22 protein-coding genes are annotated in these 16,729 nt (G+C 72.9%); 12 read left to right on the top strand and 10 right to left on the bottom strand.

Annotation, left to right across the window (positions count from 1 at the left end):
- Positions 1-91: 91 nt before the first annotated feature.
- Entirely contained in the window at positions 92-853 is a 762-nt protein-coding gene (locus tag E1262_RS19545) for an SDR family NAD(P)-dependent oxidoreductase (protein WP_132104812.1), read from the top strand.
- Positions 854-1,041: 188 nt separating this feature from the next.
- Here the strand turns inward: E1262_RS19545 and E1262_RS19540 are convergent, their stop codons facing one another.
- Positions 1,042-1,689, bottom strand: coding sequence for a hypothetical protein (locus E1262_RS19540; protein WP_132104811.1), 648 nt, complete (start codon positions 1,687-1,689; stop codon positions 1,042-1,044).
- A 29-nt stretch (positions 1,690-1,718) separates the two neighbouring features.
- Between E1262_RS19540 and pyrE the strand changes: the two genes are divergently transcribed.
- Positions 1,719-2,258: an orotate phosphoribosyltransferase gene (gene pyrE, locus E1262_RS19535; RefSeq protein ID WP_132104810.1), complete on the top strand. Its 540-nt coding sequence runs from the start codon at positions 1,719-1,721 to the stop codon at positions 2,256-2,258.
- A gap of 1 nt (position 2,259) precedes the next feature.
- Here the strand turns inward: pyrE and E1262_RS19530 are convergent, their stop codons facing one another.
- Together E1262_RS19530 and E1262_RS19525 are read right to left on the bottom strand one after the other, a co-directional pair.
- On the bottom strand, positions 2,260-3,159 hold the full coding sequence (locus E1262_RS19530) for a hypothetical protein (RefSeq protein ID WP_132104809.1): 900 nt from the start codon (positions 3,157-3,159) through the stop codon (positions 2,260-2,262).
- Positions 3,152-3,634 carry a SigE family RNA polymerase sigma factor gene (locus tag E1262_RS19525; protein ID WP_420810546.1) on the bottom strand — a complete coding sequence of 161 codons (483 nt, stop codon included), beginning with the start codon at positions 3,632-3,634 and terminating at the stop codon, positions 3,152-3,154. Before E1262_RS19525 ends, E1262_RS19530 begins: the two co-directional genes overlap by 8 nt.
- A gap of 208 nt (positions 3,635-3,842) precedes the next feature.
- Between E1262_RS19525 and E1262_RS19520 the strand changes: the two genes are divergently transcribed.
- The 7 genes from E1262_RS19520 to E1262_RS19490 all read left to right on the top strand — a co-directional run bounded on the left by E1262_RS19520 (position 3,843) and on the right by E1262_RS19490 (position 10,246).
- Positions 3,843-4,592 carry a DUF5642 family protein gene (locus E1262_RS19520; RefSeq protein WP_132104807.1) on the top strand — a complete coding sequence of 250 codons (750 nt, stop codon included), beginning with the start codon at positions 3,843-3,845 and terminating at the stop codon, positions 4,590-4,592.
- 72 nt (positions 4,593-4,664) lie between these two features.
- Positions 4,665-5,318 (top strand): TrmH family RNA methyltransferase, encoded by a 654-nt coding sequence (locus E1262_RS19515; protein ID WP_238992987.1) that lies wholly within the window; start codon positions 4,665-4,667, stop codon positions 5,316-5,318.
- Entirely contained in the window at positions 5,311-6,669 is a 1,359-nt protein-coding gene (locus E1262_RS19510) for an FAD-dependent oxidoreductase (protein WP_132104805.1), read from the top strand. The genes E1262_RS19515 and E1262_RS19510 overlap by 8 nt, the downstream gene beginning before the upstream one ends.
- A 131-nt stretch (positions 6,670-6,800) precedes the next feature.
- On the top strand, positions 6,801-7,715 hold the full coding sequence (locus tag E1262_RS19505) for an ABC transporter ATP-binding protein (protein ID WP_132104804.1): 915 nt from the start codon (positions 6,801-6,803) through the stop codon (positions 7,713-7,715).
- Complete coding sequence (locus E1262_RS19500) at positions 7,712-8,605, top strand: ABC-2 transporter permease (RefSeq protein WP_132104803.1); 894 nt, start codon at positions 7,712-7,714, stop codon at positions 8,603-8,605. The genes E1262_RS19505 and E1262_RS19500 overlap by 4 nt, the downstream gene beginning before the upstream one ends.
- Complete coding sequence (locus E1262_RS19495) at positions 8,602-9,519, top strand: ABC transporter ATP-binding protein (RefSeq protein ID WP_132104802.1); 918 nt, start codon at positions 8,602-8,604, stop codon at positions 9,517-9,519. Before E1262_RS19500 ends, E1262_RS19495 begins: the two co-directional genes overlap by 4 nt.
- A 10-nt stretch (positions 9,520-9,529) precedes the next feature.
- Positions 9,530-10,246, top strand: a complete 717-nt coding sequence (locus tag E1262_RS19490; protein WP_132104801.1) for an ABC transporter permease subunit — start codon at positions 9,530-9,532, stop codon at positions 10,244-10,246.
- Positions 10,247-10,262: 16 nt separating this feature from the next.
- Here the strand turns inward: E1262_RS19490 and E1262_RS19485 are convergent, their stop codons facing one another.
- The gene (locus E1262_RS19485) at positions 10,263-10,760 is read right to left on the bottom strand and encodes a pyridoxamine 5'-phosphate oxidase family protein (protein ID WP_132104800.1); all 498 of its coding nucleotides are present in this window, start codon (positions 10,758-10,760) and stop codon (positions 10,263-10,265) included.
- Positions 10,761-10,801: 41 nt separating this feature from the next.
- Here E1262_RS19485 and E1262_RS19480 point away from each other — a divergent pair, with 41 nt between their 5' ends.
- Both E1262_RS19480 and E1262_RS19475 read left to right on the top strand, forming a co-directional pair.
- Positions 10,802-11,380 carry an NADPH-dependent F420 reductase gene (locus E1262_RS19480; protein ID WP_132104799.1) on the top strand — a complete coding sequence of 193 codons (579 nt, stop codon included), beginning with the start codon at positions 10,802-10,804 and terminating at the stop codon, positions 11,378-11,380.
- Positions 11,381-11,465: 85 nt separating this feature from the next.
- Positions 11,466-11,957, top strand: coding sequence for a DUF4262 domain-containing protein (locus E1262_RS19475; protein ID WP_132104798.1), 492 nt, complete (start codon positions 11,466-11,468; stop codon positions 11,955-11,957).
- A gap of 103 nt (positions 11,958-12,060) precedes the next feature.
- Here E1262_RS19475 and E1262_RS19470 read toward each other — a convergent pair whose 3' ends face one another.
- From E1262_RS19470 to E1262_RS19445, 6 genes are all read right to left on the bottom strand, one after another.
- A complete protein-coding gene (locus E1262_RS19470; protein WP_132104797.1) occupies positions 12,061-12,495 on the bottom strand; it encodes a hypothetical protein in 435 nt (144 codons plus the stop codon).
- A gap of 68 nt (positions 12,496-12,563) precedes the next feature.
- A complete protein-coding gene (locus tag E1262_RS19465) occupies positions 12,564-13,229 on the bottom strand; it encodes an HAD family hydrolase (protein WP_132104796.1) in 666 nt (221 codons plus the stop codon).
- Positions 13,226-13,687, bottom strand: coding sequence for a PTS sugar transporter subunit IIA (locus E1262_RS19460; RefSeq protein WP_238992986.1), 462 nt, complete (start codon positions 13,685-13,687; stop codon positions 13,226-13,228). Before E1262_RS19460 ends, E1262_RS19465 begins: the two co-directional genes overlap by 4 nt.
- Positions 13,684-13,914, bottom strand: coding sequence for a PTS sugar transporter subunit IIB (locus tag E1262_RS19455; protein WP_119663009.1), 231 nt, complete (start codon positions 13,912-13,914; stop codon positions 13,684-13,686). The genes E1262_RS19460 and E1262_RS19455 overlap by 4 nt, the downstream gene beginning before the upstream one ends.
- 35 nt (positions 13,915-13,949) lie before the next feature.
- Complete coding sequence (locus tag E1262_RS19450) at positions 13,950-14,990, bottom strand: SIS domain-containing protein (protein ID WP_132104843.1); 1,041 nt, start codon at positions 14,988-14,990, stop codon at positions 13,950-13,952.
- 56 nt (positions 14,991-15,046) lie between these two features.
- On the bottom strand, positions 15,047-15,811 hold the full coding sequence (locus E1262_RS19445; protein WP_420810545.1) for a GntR family transcriptional regulator: 765 nt from the start codon (positions 15,809-15,811) through the stop codon (positions 15,047-15,049).
- Between the two features lie 141 nt (positions 15,812-15,952).
- Between E1262_RS19445 and E1262_RS19440 the strand changes: the two genes are divergently transcribed.
- Positions 15,953-16,723, top strand: a complete 771-nt coding sequence (locus tag E1262_RS19440) for a GntR family transcriptional regulator (protein WP_132104795.1) — start codon at positions 15,953-15,955, stop codon at positions 16,721-16,723.
- The last annotated feature ends 6 nt before the right edge of the window (positions 16,724-16,729 follow it).

Raw genomic sequence — 16,729 nt, 5'->3', positions numbered from 1 at the left:
CCGTGATGACCGAAGTGTGACCATGATCGTCGCGATGTATCGAAATCGGGGGCCGGGTCTCGCATGCTGGTCGTCGGCGTAGGGTCGCCCTATGGCTACGGCACTCGTCACCGGACCCACCGCGGGCATCGGGCTGGCCTTCGTGCGGGCGCTGGCGGCGCGTGGTCACGACGTCGTCCTCGTCTCCCGCGACGAGGCCCGGCTGCAGGCCGTCGCCGCGGAGCTGCGCGGCGCCTACGGCGTGGCCACCGAGGTGCTGCCGGCCGACCTCGCCACCGACACCCACGTCGTCGAGAAGCGGCTGCGCGCGGTGGAGCGCCCGGTCGACCTGCTGGTCAACAACGCCGGCTTCGCGTTGCGGACCCGGTTTCTCACCAACGACGTCGCGGACGAGGAGTACCTGCTCGACGTGCTGGTCCGCGCGGTGCTGCGGCTGACGCACGCCGTGCTGCCCGGCATGGTCGAGCGCGGACGGGGCGCCGTCGTCAACGTCAGCTCGATGGCCGGCTCGGTGCCGCGCAGCACGTACAGCGCGGCGAAGGCGTGGGTGACGGCGTTCAGCGAGGGCCTGGCGCCGCAGCTGCGGGGGACCGGCGTCCAGGTGATGGCGCTCGCGCCGGGCTTCGTCCGCACCGAGTTCCACGACCGCGCCCAGATGAACATGTCCGGCCTGCCCTCGTGGATGTGGCTCGACGCCGACGCGGTGGTCGCCGCCGCGCTGAAGGACCTGCGGCTCGGGAAAGTCGTGTCCGTGCCCGGGACGGTGTACAAGGTCGCCGCCGCCGTGCTGCCGCGGCTGCCGCGTCGGCTGGTGCTCGGGCTCGGGCAACGGCACCCGGCCGGCCGCCGGTGATCCCGACCGAGCCGTGAGGGGTCCGACCCAGCGCGCCGCAGTGATGTTGATCATGGCAAAGAGCCCCTCTCGAGGCGAGTGAAAGGGGGACTTCCCCATGATCAACCGGGATTCCAGCGCCCGGACGAGCGCGCGCGAGCGGACGGCGGTGCCGGATTTCGGTGGTCAGGCGGTTGCGTGACTGTCGGTCATCCGGGCAGTGCGGCGACCGCCTCGGCCAGCGCGGCCGTCACGTCCTCGTCGTCGGTCATCGTCCGCACCGGCCAGCCGCGGGCCGCCGCCGAGCGCGCCCAGAAGTCCACCGGGCCGATGCCCGGCACTGTGGCGCCGGTGCGCAGGAAGGCGCACGGTGCGTCGGGCCAGTCCGGCGCCGGCGGCAACCGTTCGGTCCAGAAGTCGTGGTCGCCCGGGTGCGCGGCCTCGGGCGGCCATCCGGCGCCGCCGGCGTGCAGCGCGTCGTGCGCGGCGTCGGCAGTGGCGCCGTCGGCGGCGCGCAGCAGATCCAGGTGCGACGGCGCCCCCGGCCGCGGCAGCGTGGCGTCGGCGAACACGTAGCCGCCGACCCGCCGGCCGGCCGCCCGCTGGGCGCGGGCCAGGGCCGGCAGCAGCGGTCCGGCGGTGCCATGCGCGACGAGGACCAGCGGCGACGCGGGCCTGGCCGCGAGCAGCCGCCGCGCGGCGTCGGCCAGCCAGCTGACCGCGTACGGCCGGCGGTCCGCGACCGGCGCCGCGACGACGACGGGGTACGGCACGGCGGTGGACGGCTCGCGCGGCGGCGGCCCACTGGCCCAGGGACCGAGCGGGCCGGACACGACGACGACGGCTCCGGGCTGCACGTTGCCAGCCTGCCGTACGCTCGTGCCTCGTGAGTGCCTGGGATGAGCTGCGCCGCCACATCGTCGAGAAGGCCGTCGTGCACGGCCGAGTCGTCCTGTCATCGGGCAAGGAGGCCGACTATTACGTCGACCTGCGCCGCATCACGCTCGACGGCGCCGCCGCGCCGCTGGTCGGGCAGGTGATGCGCGACCTGACGGCCGACCTGCGGTTCGACGCCGTCGGCGGGCTCACGCTGGGCGCCGACCCCGTCGCGACGTCCATGCTGCACGCCGCCCACGCCGCCGGGCAGCCGCTGGACGCGTTCGTCGTCCGCAAGGACGCCAAGCAGCATGGCCTGCGCCGGCGCATCGAGGGCCCGGACGTCGCCGGCCGCCGCGTGCTCGCCGTCGAGGACACCTCCACCACCGGCGGCAGCGTCCTGACCGCTGTCGAGGCACTGCGCGAGGCCGGTGCCGAGGTGGTCGCCGTCGCCGTGATCGTCGACCGCGACACCGGCTCCCGAGAGCGCATCGAGGCCGCCGGTCTGGAGTACCGCGCCGCCTACTCGCAGGCCGACCTCGGCCTCTAAGTCACGGCCACACCGTCGGGGGCCGAGCAGGCACCCATTTACCGTCCAGCAGCTGCCGGTCTCCCAGCGGCTCGTCGAGCTGGACGGTCAACGGTGCCGGCGGACTGCCTTGGCAGGTGTAGGCGCCGTCTGGCAGCGGCTCGATCCGCGCGGTGATCACGACGGCGTCGGCGCGATACTCCACGATCGCTTCGGCCAGCCGGTCCGCGGGCGACATGCCCCCGGAGCAACCCTCCTCCTGGACCTGGATGGTGACCGAGGTGGCGTCCGGCCCCGGCGTGGTGCGCAGCCACCATTCCGCGAGAACCAGACCGTCGTCAGGAGTTCGCTGCGGGTAACAAGCGCCGCCGCCCTGGGAAGACCACGCTCCATCCGGCGCCTGCTCGTACCGGGCGCCCAGGACGTCGGTGTCGAAGAGGCTGCGGGCCTCGTCCGTGTCCGTCAGCCAGATCAGCACGTAGGCCGTCGATCCGGTCTGCTCGACGAGGGTGGCGCCCGCGACGATCGCCGGCGTGGCCGGGGGCGGCGGGCCGGTGCGTACGGCCGTTCCAAGTGCGCTGGCGGGATCGACCAGCGGGCGCTCGGTCAGCAGGGCGGGGTCGAATCCCGGGCCGTTGCCCCAGCAAGTGGCCAGATCCGGATCGAGCGTGGCGACGAGGTCCTCGGCCGGTTGAGTCGCGGCGGGCTCCGGCTCTCCGGCGAAGGGGACGTACCCGGATCCGGCCAGGCCCGCCACCACGCCGGCAACGAGCGCCGCCGCCGCGGCCGCGACACGGCGCCGCTTCCGGCGGGCGAGGCCGGTGCGGGTGACGGTGTCGGCGAGCTCGTCTCCCGCTGGTGCCCAGCCGGCGTGGTCGGCCAGGGTGGCGCGCAGGGCGGTCTCGAGGTCGAGGTCAGACACGGGTCCGCTCCTTCCGCAGCGTCGCCAGGGCCCGGGACGCGTTCGACCGGACCGTCGAGGGCGTGCTGCCCAGCACTTCGGCGATGCGGGCGTCGTCGAGGTCCTCGTAGAACCGCAGCACCAGCACCGCACGCTGCACCCGCGGCAGTCCTGCCAGCGCGGTCCACATGACCGACCGCTCGGCCTGCGCGTCGGTGTGGTCGTGCTGCGCCGGTGCGGGCAGATCGGCCGGCGCCGTCGGCGCCTCGGTGGAGCTGCGCCGCCGCTTGCCGTCGATGTAGACGTTGACGACCATGCGGCGCACGTAGGCGTCAGGCTGGTCGGCCCGGCTCACCCGTCGCCACTGCCGGAACGCCCGCAGCAGCGCCGTCTGGACGACGTCCTCGGCGAGGTGCGCGTCGCCGGTCAGCAGGTACGCGAGACGCAGCAGCGGCTGCCGCCGGGTGACCACGTATTCGTGGAAGTCCACGCCCATATCCCTCAGACGTACCGGCCCGGTCGATCCGCTGCATCGTCCGTCTGGCGCGAATCTCCCACACCGCCCACGCGGGCGCTCGCAGGTCGGTAGATTTGCCGCCGTTCCCCTGCCGTGAGGCATGTGCGCGTGTCGTTGACAAGGCGCACGACTGTCCATGTCGGGGGATGTCCTATGCACACCCCTCAGTCAAGGAATCAGACGAACCATGCGAAAGCTCGGAATTTCAGCGCTGGTGGCCGCCACCCTGTTCCTCGCCGCGTGCGGGGGTGACGACGAGTCGGGCGACGACGCGACCACCTCCAGCGAGGAGACCGCGGCCGCCGAGACCCCCGGGGACGACGCCACCGGCGACGCCGCCGCCGAGGAGGAGGGCGGCGAGGCCGGCGCCACCGGCCTGCAGGCCGCGCTGCTGGCGGCCGAGGACCTCCCCGAGGGCGCGACGGTGTCCGCGTTCGATGTCGCCCAGCTGAGCAGCGCCGGCGAAAGCATGGCGCAGCTGCTCGAGGGCGTCACCTACGAGCCGGCCGACTGCCAGGCCTACGACGCCAACCCGCTGCAGAAGGACGGCGCCGAGGCGGCCGGCATGACGGCGACCTCGGGCACCGACGTGCTGGTCAACGCCGTCTACACCAACGCCAGCGCCGACGACGTCGCCAGCGTGCAGGAGTACTACGACCGCTGCGGCGAGATCACCATCAGCGGCGAGGCCGCCGGCCAGCCCCTCGACATGACGGTCCGCACCTCCACCGTCGAGGCGCCGGAGGTCGACGCCGACGAGGTCGTCGCGGTCGAGACCGTCACGGAATCTGCGGCCATGCCCGCCGTCCCGACCCGGGTCATCTACATGATCGACGGCGACCGCGGCGTCTACGTCGCCGGCAACCCGGAGTCGACGACGTTCGACCTGGACGCGCTGGCCGCCGCCGCCCTGGAGAAGCTCAAGGCGCAGGGCTGACACACCCCGTGCCGGCGCCGGGTCACCCGCCAGGCGGGCGGCCCGGCGCCGGCACGAACTACGGTGGGTCCCGTGAGTGACCAGGCGGCCCTCGGCGCGGATCCCGAGGCGGATCAGCCGGGCGTCGGGCCGTGGCCGGGTCCCTGGCCCGACGACCCGCGGTACGACCACGAACTGCTGGAGCACGGCGACCGCCGCAACGTCGTCGACGCCTACCGCTACTGGAGCAACGAGGCCATAGTCGCCGACCTCGACCGGCGCCGGCACCCGTTCCACGTCGCCATCGAGAACTGGCAGCACGACTTCAACATCGGCTCGGTGGTCCGGACGGCGAACGCGTTCCTCGCCGCCGAGGTGCACATCGTCGGACGGCGCCGCTGGAACCGCCGCGGCGCCATGGTCACCGACCGCTACCAGCACATCCGGCACCACGCCGACCTCGCCGCGCTCGCGTCCTGGGCACGCGCCGAGGACCTGCCGGTGATCGGCATCGACAACCTGCCCGGTGCCGTCGCGCTGGAGACCTACGACCTGCCGCGCGCCTGCGTCCTGCTGTTCGGCCAGGAGGGGCCCGGCCTGTCCGAGTCCGCGCGCGAGCACGTCACCGCCGTCCTGTCGATCGCGCAGTTCGGGTCCACCCGTTCCATCAACGCCGGCGCCGCGGCGGCCATCGCCATGCACGCCTGGATCCGCCGGCACGTCGTCCCCGGAGGTGCCGATGGCTGACCGTGTGCTGGTGATCGGGGCGGACGCCGCCGGTATGAGCGCCGCCTCGCAGGCACTGCGGACGGCGAAGGCGGCCGGCCGCGACCTCGACGTCATCGCCGTCGACCGCGGGCACTGGACGTCCTACTCCGCGTGCGGCATCCCGTACTGGATCGGCGGCGACGTCGCCTCGCCGGGCGCGCTGGTCGCCCGCACGCCCGAGGAGCACCGCGCCAATGGCATCGACGTCCGCCTGCTCACCGAGGCGGTCGCCATCGACACCGAGGCCGGCTGGGTCGAGGTCGTCGACCACGCGGCCGGCCGGCGCGAGCGGTTCGGCTACGACCAGCTGGTGGTCGCCACCGGCGCGGCGCCCGCGCGGCCGGACGTCCCCGGTGCCGACGCGGCGGGGGTCTACGGCGTGCAGACGCTCGACGACGGTGGCGCGGTCATCGCCCACCTCGGCGGCGAGGTGCGCTGCGCGGTCGTCGTCGGCGCCGGGTACATCGGCCTGGAGATGGCCGAGGCGCTCGTCCGCCGCGGCCTGTCCGTCACCGTCGTCGACCGCGGCCCGGAACCGATGAACACCCTCGACCCCGACCTCGGCACCCAGGTGCACGCCGCCATGGAACGCATGGGCATCGACGTCGTCACCTCCGCAGCCGTGACGGCGTTCGAGACCGCGCCCGGCGGGGGCGTCGCGGCCGTCGTCACCGACGTCGGGACGTTCCCGGCCGACATCGTCGTGCTCGGGACCGGCGTGCGGCCGGCCACCGACCTCGCCCGGGCCGCGGGTCTGCCGCTGGGCCCCTCCGGCGGGCTGCGCACCGACGACACCCAGCGGGTCGCCGACGGCGTCTGGGCGGCCGGCGACTGCGTCGAGACGTGGGACCGGGTCCGGCGCGACTGGGTGCACGTGCCGCTGGGGACGCACGCGAACAAGCAGGGCAGAGTGCTGGGGACGAACCTCGGCGGCGGCGCGGCCCGGTTCCCGGGCGTCGTCGGCACCGCGCTGACGAAGGTCTGCGACCTAGAGCTGGCCCGCACCGGCCTGACCGAGGGCGACGCCGTCGAGGCCGGCCTCGACCACGTCGCGGTCACCATCGAGTCGACCACGCGCTCCGGCTACCTCCCGGGCGCCGAGCCGATCACCGTCAAGATGGTCGCGGAGCGCCCGACCGGCCGGCTGCTCGGCGCGCAGATCGTCGGCCGCGACGACTCGGCCAAGCGCATCGACGTGTGCGCCATGGCACTCTGGACGGAGCTGACGGTCGGTGAGCTGGCCATGACCGATCTCGCCTATGCGCCGCCGTTCTCGTCGGTCTGGGACCCGGTCCAGATCGCCGCCCGCAAGGCCGCCGACCGGCTCTGACGGCGGACCCTGAGGACGATCTCAGGGTCGCCCCGCGCCGGCGGCTCGGGGAGGCTCGTGCTCTGGGACGATGTCGCGTGTCGTACCACCGCCCGACGCGCGATGCCACACCTCGGCTGTAGCGTCGATCCGTGCCTGTCATCCAGACCGAGGAACTGACGAAACGGTTCCCGGCGACCACCGCGCTCGACCGGCTGAGCATCGAGGTCGAGCCGGGCGTCGTCGGCCTGGTCGGCGCCAACGGCGCGGGCAAGTCGACGCTGATCAAGATCCTGCTCGGGCTGTCGCCGGCGACGTCGGGACGGGCCAGCGTCTTCGGCCTCGACGTCACCAAGGAGGGCCCACGCATCCGCGAGCGGGTCGGCTACATGCCCGAGCACGACTGCCTGCCGGCGGACGTGTCGGCCACCGAGTTCGTCGTGCACATGGCCCGTATGTCTGGGCTGCCGGCCAACGCCGCCCGCGAGCGCACCGCCGACACCCTGCGCCACGTCGGCCTCTACGAGGAGCGGTACCGCCCCATCGGCGGCTACTCCACCGGCATGAAGCAACGGGTCAAACTGGCTCAGGCGCTGGTGCACGACCCCGAGATCGTCATGCTGGACGAGCCCACCAACGGTCTCGACCCGGTCGGCCGCGACGAGATGCTCCTGCTGATCCGGCGCATCTGGGCCGAGTTCGGCATCACCGTGCTGGTGACGTCGCACCTTCTCGGCGAGCTGGAGCGGATCTCCGACCACGTGGTGGTCATCGACGCGGGCACGCTGCTGCGGTCGTCGTCGACATCGGAGTTCACCCGCACCAGCCAGTTCCTGGTCGTCGAGGTGTCGGCCGAGGCCGACGCCGTCGCCGCCACGCTCACATCGGCCGGCCTGACGGTGAAGCGCGACGGCGCGCAGCTGGTGCTCTCGCTGGACGACGACGAGATCTACGACGCGGTGCGCGATGCCGTCGCCGCCCACGGCGTCGGGCTGATCCGGCTGGAGCAGCGCCGGCACCACATCGCCGAGATCTTCGGAGAAGACCAGGCAGGAGCGGCCCGATGACCGATTCTCCGACCGGCGTCATCCACGACATCGGCTACCGCAAGTACGACGGACCCCGGCTGGGCCGCGGCCAGGTGGCCCGGGCGCTGTACGCCCACAGCCTGCGCGGCGCCTACGGCCTCGGCCGGTCGGCCCGGGCGAAGGTGCTGCCGATGCTGCTGCTCGGCGTCATGTGCATTCCGGCGTTCGTCATCGCGGTCATCGCGAACGTCGCGTCCGGCGTCACGACCGAGCTGGTGCTGCCGTACTCGCGCTACGCCGTCGTGACGCAGGGCATCCTGACGATCTTCGTGGCCGCGCAGGCGCCCGCATCCCTCTCGCGCGACCTGCGGTTCAAGACCGTGCCGCTGTACTTCTCCCGGCCCCTGGAGCGCTCCGACTATGTGCTGGCGAAGTACGCGGGGCTGGCGACGGCATTGTTCCTGCTGCTCACCGCCCCGCTGCTGATCATGTACGTCGGCGCGCTGCTGGCCGAACTGCCCGCCGGGCGCGAGACAGGTGACCTGCTGCTGGCGCTGGTCGGGGCCGTGGTGTTCGCCGTCGTCTTCGCCGGGATCGCGCTGGTCGTCGCGTCGTTGACCGCGCGGCGCGGACTCGGCGTCGCGGCCATCATCACCATCTTCGCGCTCAGCTTCCCCGCGGTCAGCGTCATGCAGGGGGTCATCCGGTACGAGGTCGAGAACCCGGACCTCGCCGGCTACCTGGGGCTGCTGTCGCCCATCTCGCTGGTCGACGGGTTCCAGACCTGGGTGCTCGACGCGTCGTCGTCGGCCGTCGCACAGCCGCCGGGCGCCACGGGTGGCGTCGTGTTCGTGCTGGTGACGTTCGCCGTCATCGGCGCCTGCTGGGCCCTGCTGAACCTGCGCTACCGGAAGGCCTCCGTCTCATGAGCCCCTCGGTGCTGTCCGTCGACACCGTCTCGCGCTGGTACGGCAACGTCGTCGCCGTCAACGACGTCACCATGACCATCGGGCCGGGCATCACCGGCCTGCTCGGCCCCAACGGTGCCGGCAAGTCGACGCTGATCGGCATGCTGGCCGGGTTCCTGGCGCCGTCGGCCGGGTCGGTCACGCTCGACGGTACGACCGTCTGGAAGAACCCCGACGTCTACCGCGCCATCGGGCTGGTGCCCGAGCGCGAGGCCGCCTACGACTTCCTCACCGGCTGGCAGTTCGTGCTGGCCAACGCGGAGCTGCACGGCCTGGCCGACCCCGGCGCCGCCGCCAAGCGGGCGCTGGCCACCGTCGAGATGGAGTTCGCCCAGAACCGCAAGGTCGGCGAGTACTCCAAGGGCATGAAGCAGCGGGTCAAGATGGCCTCCGCGCTCGTGCACGACCCAGCCGTGCTGCTGCTGGACGAGCCGTTCAACGGCATGGACCCGCGGCAGCGGCTGCACCTCATGGAACTGCTGCGGCAGATGGGCGCCGAGGGTCGCACGGTGCTGTTCAGCTCGCACATCCTCGAAGAGGTCGAGCAGGTGGCTCAGCAGATCGAGGTGATGGTCGCCGGCCGGCATGCCGCGTCAGGCGACTTCCGCGAGATCCGCCGGCTGATGATCGACCGGCCGCACCAGTACGTCATCCGCTCCTCCGACGACCGCGGGCTCGCCTCCGCGCTCATCGCCGACGGCTCCACCGCCGGCGTCCAGCTCGACGACGGCGTACTGAGCGTCGAGGCGGTGTCGTTCCTGCGGTTCACCGAATTGCTGCCACGCGTCGCCCGCGACGCCGGCATCCGGCTCTTCGAGGTCTCGCCCACCGACGAGTCGCTCGAGAGCGTCTTCTCCTACCTGGTGAAGAGTTAGGGGTTCAGGCATGAACGGGACCGTTGTCCGGCTGACCTACCGGGCGCTGCTCGGGGGCCGGCGCGCCTGGCTGCTGTTGCTGATGTCGGTGCTGCTGCTGGCCATGGCGGTGCTGCTGCGGGTCACCGTCGGGGTCGACCACCAGGTCACCGCCGACTTCCTCGGCGCCGTGGCGGTGGCCGCGCTGGTGCCGCTGTTCGGGCTGATCGTCGGCACCGGCGTCATCGGCCCCGAGATCGACGACGGCTCCATCGTCTACCTGCTGTCCAAGCCGATCTCCCGGCCCCGGATCATCCTGAGCAAGCTGGTCGTCGCCGCCGCCGGGACGGTGCTGTTCGCCGCGGTGCCGACGTTCGTGGCCGGCCTGGTGATGTCCGGGACGGCGGACCGTATCGCGCTCGGCTTCGGCGTCGCGGCGCTGGTGGCGTCGCTGGCCTACAGCGCGATCTTCCTGCTGCTGGCCGTCGTCACCCGGCACGCGGTCGTGTTCGGGCTGGCGTACGCGCTGATCTGGGAGGGGCTGCTCGGCTCGTTCGTCCCCGGCGCCCGGACGCTGAGCGTGCAGCAGTGGTCGCTGTCGCTCACCGAGGCGATCACCACCCGCGACCTCGTGTCCTCGGACGTGCGGCTCGCGGTGGCCGGGGTGCTGCTGGCGGTCGTGATCGTCGGTGCCACTTGGTACGCGGGCCAGCGGCTGCGGGTGCTCACGCTGGCCGGCGAGGAGTGATCTCCCGGCGGAGCGGTCAGGCGCCCTGACGCTCGGCGCGCTGCCGGATCAGCTCCTCGACGGCGCTCGGGAGGGTGGTCTCGAAGTCGATCAGCTTGGCCCACGTCGGCGTCACGACGATCCGCACCATCCGCTCGTAGAGCGAGCGGACCTCGGCCTCCCACTCGACCCGCTGCTCAGGCGTCATCTCGTAGCTGCCGTTCATCTGGAGATACTCCTCCGGGATGCCCTCGACGACGTCCAGCTCGGCCCGGCCGCGGAGCAGCAGGATCTTCGGCGGGTGCACCTCGGTGTCGATCGTCAGGGCGACCGCCGGGTTGCGGCGCAGGGCCGCGAGCTTCGGGGCGTTCGTCGTCGTGCACATCACGATCTCCGCGCCGTTCCAGGTGAACCCGATCGGGACGGTGCGCGGCGTGCCGTCGGCGGCGACGTAGGCCAGCCGGGTGATGTCACGGGCCAGCAGCTCGTGGCTCAGCGGGCGGTTCAGGATCTCCATGATCTCGTTCTGCTGCATCGTCGGCCTCCTCGTTCGTCGGTGGCCCGTCGCGGCCACTCATGCCCCGGGGACGGAGCCGGTGCCGGGTTCTCGACATCGCAGCCGCGCCGATCGCAGAAGTTTCCGGGACTGCCGCCCGCGCCGGCACGACCGAGGAGGCGGCCCGCGACGGCGACATCGTCGTGGTGGCGATCCCGTTGCGCGTCAGCGGCGCCGTGCCGGTGGAGCCGCTGGCCGGTAAGACGGTCATCGACACCAGCAACTACTACTGGCAGCGCGACGGCCACATCCCCGAGCTCGACGACGAGTCCACGACGACGTCGGAGTGGCTGCAGGCGCACCTGCCGCAGTCGCACGTCGTCAAGGCGTTCAACCACATCCTCGCGGGCGAGCTCACCACCGACGGCCGGCCCGCGGGTGATCCCGGCCGGCGCGGGGCCGTCCTCGCCGGTGACGACGAGGGCGCCAAGGCGGAGGTGGCGAAACTCATCGACCGGTTCGGCTTCGACCCGGTCGACATCGGCCCGCTCGCGGAGGGCTGGCGCATCCAGCGCGACACGCCCGGCTTCGGCGCGCGGCACACCGCCGACCAGTTGCGCGCCGAGGTCGCCGTGGCAAAGCGCTGCCGCGACATGTGAGTTCAGGGTTCCGGCCCGACGTTGTCGGTGGCCGCTGCTAGCGTTCGAACTCCTGTTCCCCTTGAGGTATCTCCGGAGGTCGACCATGGCGTTGGGCGCCTGCACGTCGCTTCAGCTGCAACAGTGGCAGGACCAGGAGGACGCGTGGCTGCGCGATACCGTCCGCCGGCACGGCTGGGCGGTCCAGTACGCCGCCGGCGCCCCGCCGTTCGCCTACACCGTCGGGCTGTACGGCTTCGGACATCCCGAGCTGCTGGTCTATGGGCTCGACCTGCAGGCCAGCGCCTGGGTGCTGAACCAGCTCGGCGACAAGATCCGCGACGGTGAGCGGTTCGGCCCGGGCCGGCCGATGCAGCTGGCAGGCTGGTCGCACCGGCTGCAGCTGTTCCCGTTCCACGACGGCGACGATCCGCCGGTGCTGGGCTCGGCGCAGCGCTTCTACGGCCGCGGCGGCGCCGACCCGGTGCCCGCCCTCCAGCTCTTCTGGGACGACGCCGGCGGGCGGTTCCCCTGGGAGGACGGCTACGAGCTGCCCGGCGGCCTGCAGCCCGCGCCCCGGCCGCACTCACCGGAGTGAAGGCACCGCCCCGCCCATGGAGAAGCCGGGGTTCTGGCGGCCCGGAACCCCGGCTTCTCCGTGATCAGCATTCGTGCGGCGTCCCCGGTCGCCGCACCCGGCCTCAACCGTGCGTGGCCTCGGCCGGCGGTTTGTCGCTACGGGTGTCGTCGGTGTGGTGGCGGCGCCAGCGTCCGAGCCGGCTGTGGCGAGCCTCGCCGGCACCGTCGTCGGTGGTGCCGGCGACCGGCCCGCCGGTGGTCGCCGAGCGGTCGTCGACGGCGCCGTCCTCGGACAGCTCTTGGCCGGCCACCTTCTGGCGCAGGTAGCGGATCTCCGTCCGCCGGGCTCGGGCGGCGCGCAGCCCGGCGGCGAACGCGGCCACCGCGGCGAGCACCACGAGCATCGTGACGGCGCCGGCGATGAACACGCCCCACGCCGGGATCTCGGTGTCCAGGCCGAACTCGTCCAACATCACCTGGCCGGTCCCGTCCGCCGCGATCACGTAGACCGCGGCACCGGCGACCGCGAACAACAGCAGTGCGAGCACGATCAACATGGCTCCCGACCTCCTCCGGAGTCTGCCGTCGCCACGTACCCGCCCGGCCGCCGGCCAAACGGGTTCGATCAGGACCGCAACAGCTCCGCCGGCCCGGCGACCACCCGGTGCGCGCCCCCGGCGAGAAGGGACTGCGGCGATGCTCCGGTGGCGACACCGACGACCAGACCGACCCCGGCGTCGAGCGCCGACCGCAGGCCCGGGACGGTGTCTTCCAGCGCGACGGCGTCGGCCGGCGCGACGCCGAGGGTCTCGGCGCCGGCCAGGTAGGGCGCCGGGTCGGGCTTGCCGGTGGCGGTCACCTCCGCGGTGATCAGCGCGGCGAAGTGGTCGCGGACGCCCAGCACGTCACCCACCGCGTGCTCGGCCCAGGCCCGTCCGGCCGAGGTCACCAGCGCGACCGGGATGCCCGCCGCGTGCAGCCGCCGGATCAGCTCGGCCGCCCCGGGCAGCGGCCGCAACGGGTGGGTGTCGTGGTCGAGGTGGGTCAGGACGCCCTCGACCAGAGTGGTGGTGTCCTCGCCGGTCCACGGCCCCGGAAGCTGCGCGAACACCTCGGCGCCGCGGCGCCCGGCGAACTCGCGGAGGACCTCGGGATCGAGGTCCCAGCCGCGAGCCATGAAGTAGGAGCGGTAAGCGGCCTGGTTGGCCGGCTCGCTGTCGACCAGGGTGCCGTCGAGGTCGAGCATCGCGGCCCGCCGGCTGGTGAGCGCGGCGTCGAGCCCGGCGCTCACCGGGCCCACGTGAACAGTACGTCGCCCGCCTCGGCCGGGCCGGCGGGGCGCAGCCCGTCGAGGTCACTCGGCGTGGCCTCGAGCGCGATCACCGGCACCACCGGCGACCGGCCGCTGGTGGCGACGGCTGCGGGGTCCCAGGTGACGACGGCGTCACCGGCGGCCACCACGTCGCCTTCGGCGACGTGCAGCTCGAAGCCCTCGCCCGCCAGCTGAACGGTGTCGATGCCGAGGTGCGTGAGCACGCCGGCGCCGTCGTCGGTCTGGAGGACGAACGCGTGCGGGTGCAGCTTGACCAGCCGGCCCGCCACCGGCGCGACGGCCGTCACCGGACCGGTCCGGACGGGGTCGACCGCCAGCCCGGGGCCGACCAGTGCCTGGGCGAAGACGGGGTCCGGCACCTCCGCCAGCTCGATCACTCGCCCGGGCACGGGGGACAGCACGTCGAGCTGGGTCACATCAGATCCTCGATGTCGGTGGCGATGGTGTCCGCCTCGGGTCCGACGACGACCTGCACGACCTGGCCGGACGAGATGACGCCGAACGCGCCGGCGGCCTTCAGTGCCTTCTCGTCGACCTTGGACGAGTCGTGCACCTCGGTGCGCAGCCGCGTGGCGCACGGCTCGATCTCGACGATGTTGTCGGCGCCACCCAGCGCCGCCAGGATCTGCTCGGCCTTGTCCATGTGTCCCCTCCGTTGGAACTGTGAGTGCGGCCGGCTCAGTTGCCGGCCGGGTCGGTCTGGGTGACCTTCGAGAGCCCGCGGGGCGCGTCCGGGTCGAGCCCGAGCCTGCGCGCCAGAGCCTCGACCGTCAACTGTGCGGGCACGACGAGCGCCAGCGGGGCCACCAGTTCGCGCAGTGCCGGCCCGGGGACGCAGACGTCGACGGCGCCGGCGAACCCGGTGTCGCCGCCGATGCCGATCGTCGCCGCCGCGCCCCGGCGACGCAGGTCGCGCGCCAGCTCCGTCAGGCCGGCCACCATGGGGCCGTCGGCGGCGGACACCAGCAGCGCGACGTGCTCGGCGTCGACGACGGCGATCGGCCCGTGCCGCAGGTCGGCGTACGAGAGCCCGCGCACCGGGCGCAGGCAGGTCTCCTCCAGCTTCAGCGCCGCCTCCAGCGCCGTGCCGAACGTCACCCCACGGCCGCTGACCAGCGTCTCCGGCGTCGACGCGAGCCGCTCGGCGGCCTCGTCGACGCCTTCGCGCCGCTCGATCAGCCGCTGCACCTCGGCCGGGACGCGGTCGAGCTCGGCGTCGAGCGTGCCCGGCTTGGCGGCGAACGCGTCGGCCAGCACCGCCATCGCGGCCAGCTGGGTGGTGTACGACTTCGTCGCGGGCACCGCGAGCTCGGTGCCGGCGCGCGTGACCAGCGCCAGGTCGGCGGCCCCGGCGAGCGCGCTGCCGCCGTCGTTGGTGACGGCGACGGTGCGCGCCCCGTGCGCGGCCGCCCATGCCTGCGTCTCGACGATCTCCTCGGTCTCACCCGACTGTGACACCGACACGACGACGGCCTCAGAGAGGTCGAGGTCCGCGTGGTAATGCGTCGCGACGCTCGGCGCGGCCAGCCCGCCCGGCACGCCGCCGTGCACCTCGAGCAGGTACCGGCCGTAGATCGCGGCGTTGTCCGACGACCCGCGGGCGACGAACAACACGACGCGGCGGTCCTCGGTGAGCGCCCTGAGCTCCGGCCGCAGCGGCAGCAGCGCCTCGAGCGTGCGGGCGAGCGCCTCCGGCTGCTCGGCGATCTCACGGGCCATGATCGTGTCGGTCACGGGGCGGTTCTCCTGTCGGATGGGTCGGTGACGGTACAGGGTCAGGTGGTGGCTCCGGGCGCCGCGGTCCGGCGGCGCGGCACGACCGGCGGGTTCGGGCGGGAGACCGGCACCCACAGCGTGTAGCGGTCCGAGCGGAACGCCGAGCGGCTGTACTCGATGGCGGAGTCGCCGGTGAACGCGCGGCGGGATATCCGCAGCACCGGCTTGCCCGGCTTGATCTGCAGCAGCTTGGCCTCCTCGTGGTCGGCCTCACCGGCGTCGATGGTGTCCTCGCCCCAGTCCGGGATCAGCCCGCGGGCGTCCAGCTCGACGTACACGCTGGCGGGAACGCTGCCATCGAGGAACCCGGGCAGGCGGCCGGCGGGCAGCCACGTGTGCTCGACGGCCATCGGTTCGTCGTCGGCATAGCGCAGCCGGTGCAGGTGGATGAGCTGCTCGCCGGGCGCCACCTTGAGCGCCTCGGCGATGTCCGGCTCGGCCCGCACCAGGCCCGACGTGAGCACCTTGACGCCGGCCGTCATGCCGCGGCGGGTCATCTCCTCGGTGAACGACGCCAGCCGGACCTGCAGGTCGACCTTGGGCGGCGCGACGAACGTGCCGCGGCCCTGCACCCGTTCGAGGACCCCCTCGACGACGAGCGCGTCGACGGCCTGGCGCACCGTCATGCGGGAGACGCCGAACCGCTCGCACAGCATGCGCTCCGAGGGGACCGGGTCACCTGGACGCAGCTCACTGACGACGAGACTCCGCAGGTAGTCGCGCACCTGCAGGTACTTGAGCGTCGATCGGCGCAAGGACAGCACGGGACTCGCATCGGGTCGGGGCCGTCGGAAATCCGGCCGGCGGTCGATTCGGGGCACGCACCCCTTGACAAGCGTGGTGCGCAGCCACATTGTATGGGCCACTGGTCAAGTCATCTAGACCAGTTCCTACCAGTGTCCGAGATGTCCGGAAAGAGGGTCTCCGTGAACGTGGTCGACGGACCGGTGCCCAAACACCGGCAGCTGAGAGAGATCCTGCTCGCCATGATCGAGGGCGAGCTGGTGCCCGACGCGCCAGTCCCCTCGGAGCGAGAGCTGGTGGCCCGCTTCAAGGTCAGCCGGGCCACCGTACGCGAGGCCGTCGGCCGGCTGGTCGCCGAGGGCCGGCTCTACCGCGTCCGCGGCAAGGGCACGTTCGTCGCGGCGGCCAGCATCGAGTCGCAGATGCACCTGTCCTCGTTCACCGAGGACATGCGCCGCCGAGGGCACAAACCGTCGACCGTGGTGCTGGGTGCCGACGAGACCGCGGCACCGCCGCCGGCCCGCGCCGCGCTCGGCCTGGACGTCACCGATCGCGCCTATCGGATCGAGCGGCTGCGCTCGGCTGACGGCGCCCCGATGGCGCACGAGGTGTCCTGGCTGCCGGCCGCGCCGCTGCCCGGGCTGCTCGAGCGCGACCTCACCAGTTCCGTCTACTCGATCCTGGCGCACGACTACGGCCGCGTCCTCGACTCCGCCGCCCAGACGGTGTGGGCCGAGGGCGCCGACCCGCTGCGGGCCCGGCTGCTGCGGGTCCCGCCGGCCGCGCCACTGCTGGTCTTCCGCAAGACCTCCTACGCCGCCGGGCGGCCGATGGAGCATGTCACCTCGTGGTACCGCGCCGACCGGTACCAGGTGCACATGACGCTGGAACGCACCCCGCACTCGGGCTCCGGCCCGGGACATCACCTGTAGAGGAGA

The organism is Jiangella aurantiaca, assembly GCF_004349105.1.
GTDB classification, from domain to species: domain Bacteria; phylum Actinomycetota; class Actinomycetes; order Jiangellales; family Jiangellaceae; genus Jiangella; species Jiangella aurantiaca.
This window is presented reverse-complemented; position numbering and strand designations above follow the sequence as displayed.

Bases quoted from the DNA above. Each gene is read 5' to 3' on its own strand.
- E1262_RS19545 (WP_132104812.1), top strand. From the start codon at position 92: ATGGCTACGGCACTCGTCACCGGACCCACCGCGGGCATCGGGCTGGCC.
- E1262_RS19525 (WP_420810546.1), bottom strand. From the start codon at position 3,634: ATGGGCGTGGACTTCCACGAATACGTGGTCACCCGGCGGCAGCCGCTG.
- E1262_RS19520 (WP_132104807.1), top strand. From the start codon at position 3,843: ATGCGAAAGCTCGGAATTTCAGCGCTGGTGGCCGCCACCCTGTTCCTC.
- E1262_RS19510 (WP_132104805.1), top strand. From the start codon at position 5,311: ATGGCTGACCGTGTGCTGGTGATCGGGGCGGACGCCGCCGGTATGAGC.
- E1262_RS19500 (WP_132104803.1), top strand. From the start codon at position 7,712: ATGACCGATTCTCCGACCGGCGTCATCCACGACATCGGCTACCGCAAG.
- E1262_RS19495 (WP_132104802.1), top strand. From the start codon at position 8,602: ATGAGCCCCTCGGTGCTGTCCGTCGACACCGTCTCGCGCTGGTACGGC.
- E1262_RS19490 (WP_132104801.1), top strand. From the start codon at position 9,530: ATGAACGGGACCGTTGTCCGGCTGACCTACCGGGCGCTGCTCGGGGGC.
- E1262_RS19485 (WP_132104800.1), bottom strand. From the start codon at position 10,760: ATGCAGCAGAACGAGATCATGGAGATCCTGAACCGCCCGCTGAGCCAC.
- E1262_RS19480 (WP_132104799.1), top strand. From the start codon at position 10,802: ATGCCCCGGGGACGGAGCCGGTGCCGGGTTCTCGACATCGCAGCCGCG.
- E1262_RS19475 (WP_132104798.1), top strand. From the start codon at position 11,466: ATGGCGTTGGGCGCCTGCACGTCGCTTCAGCTGCAACAGTGGCAGGAC.
- E1262_RS19470 (WP_132104797.1), bottom strand. From the start codon at position 12,495: ATGTTGATCGTGCTCGCACTGCTGTTGTTCGCGGTCGCCGGTGCCGCG.
- E1262_RS19455 (WP_119663009.1), bottom strand. From the start codon at position 13,914: ATGGACAAGGCCGAGCAGATCCTGGCGGCGCTGGGTGGCGCCGACAAC.
- E1262_RS19450 (WP_132104843.1), bottom strand. From the start codon at position 14,990: ATGGCCCGTGAGATCGCCGAGCAGCCGGAGGCGCTCGCCCGCACGCTC.
- E1262_RS19440 (WP_132104795.1), top strand. From the start codon at position 15,953: ATGTCCGGAAAGAGGGTCTCCGTGAACGTGGTCGACGGACCGGTGCCC.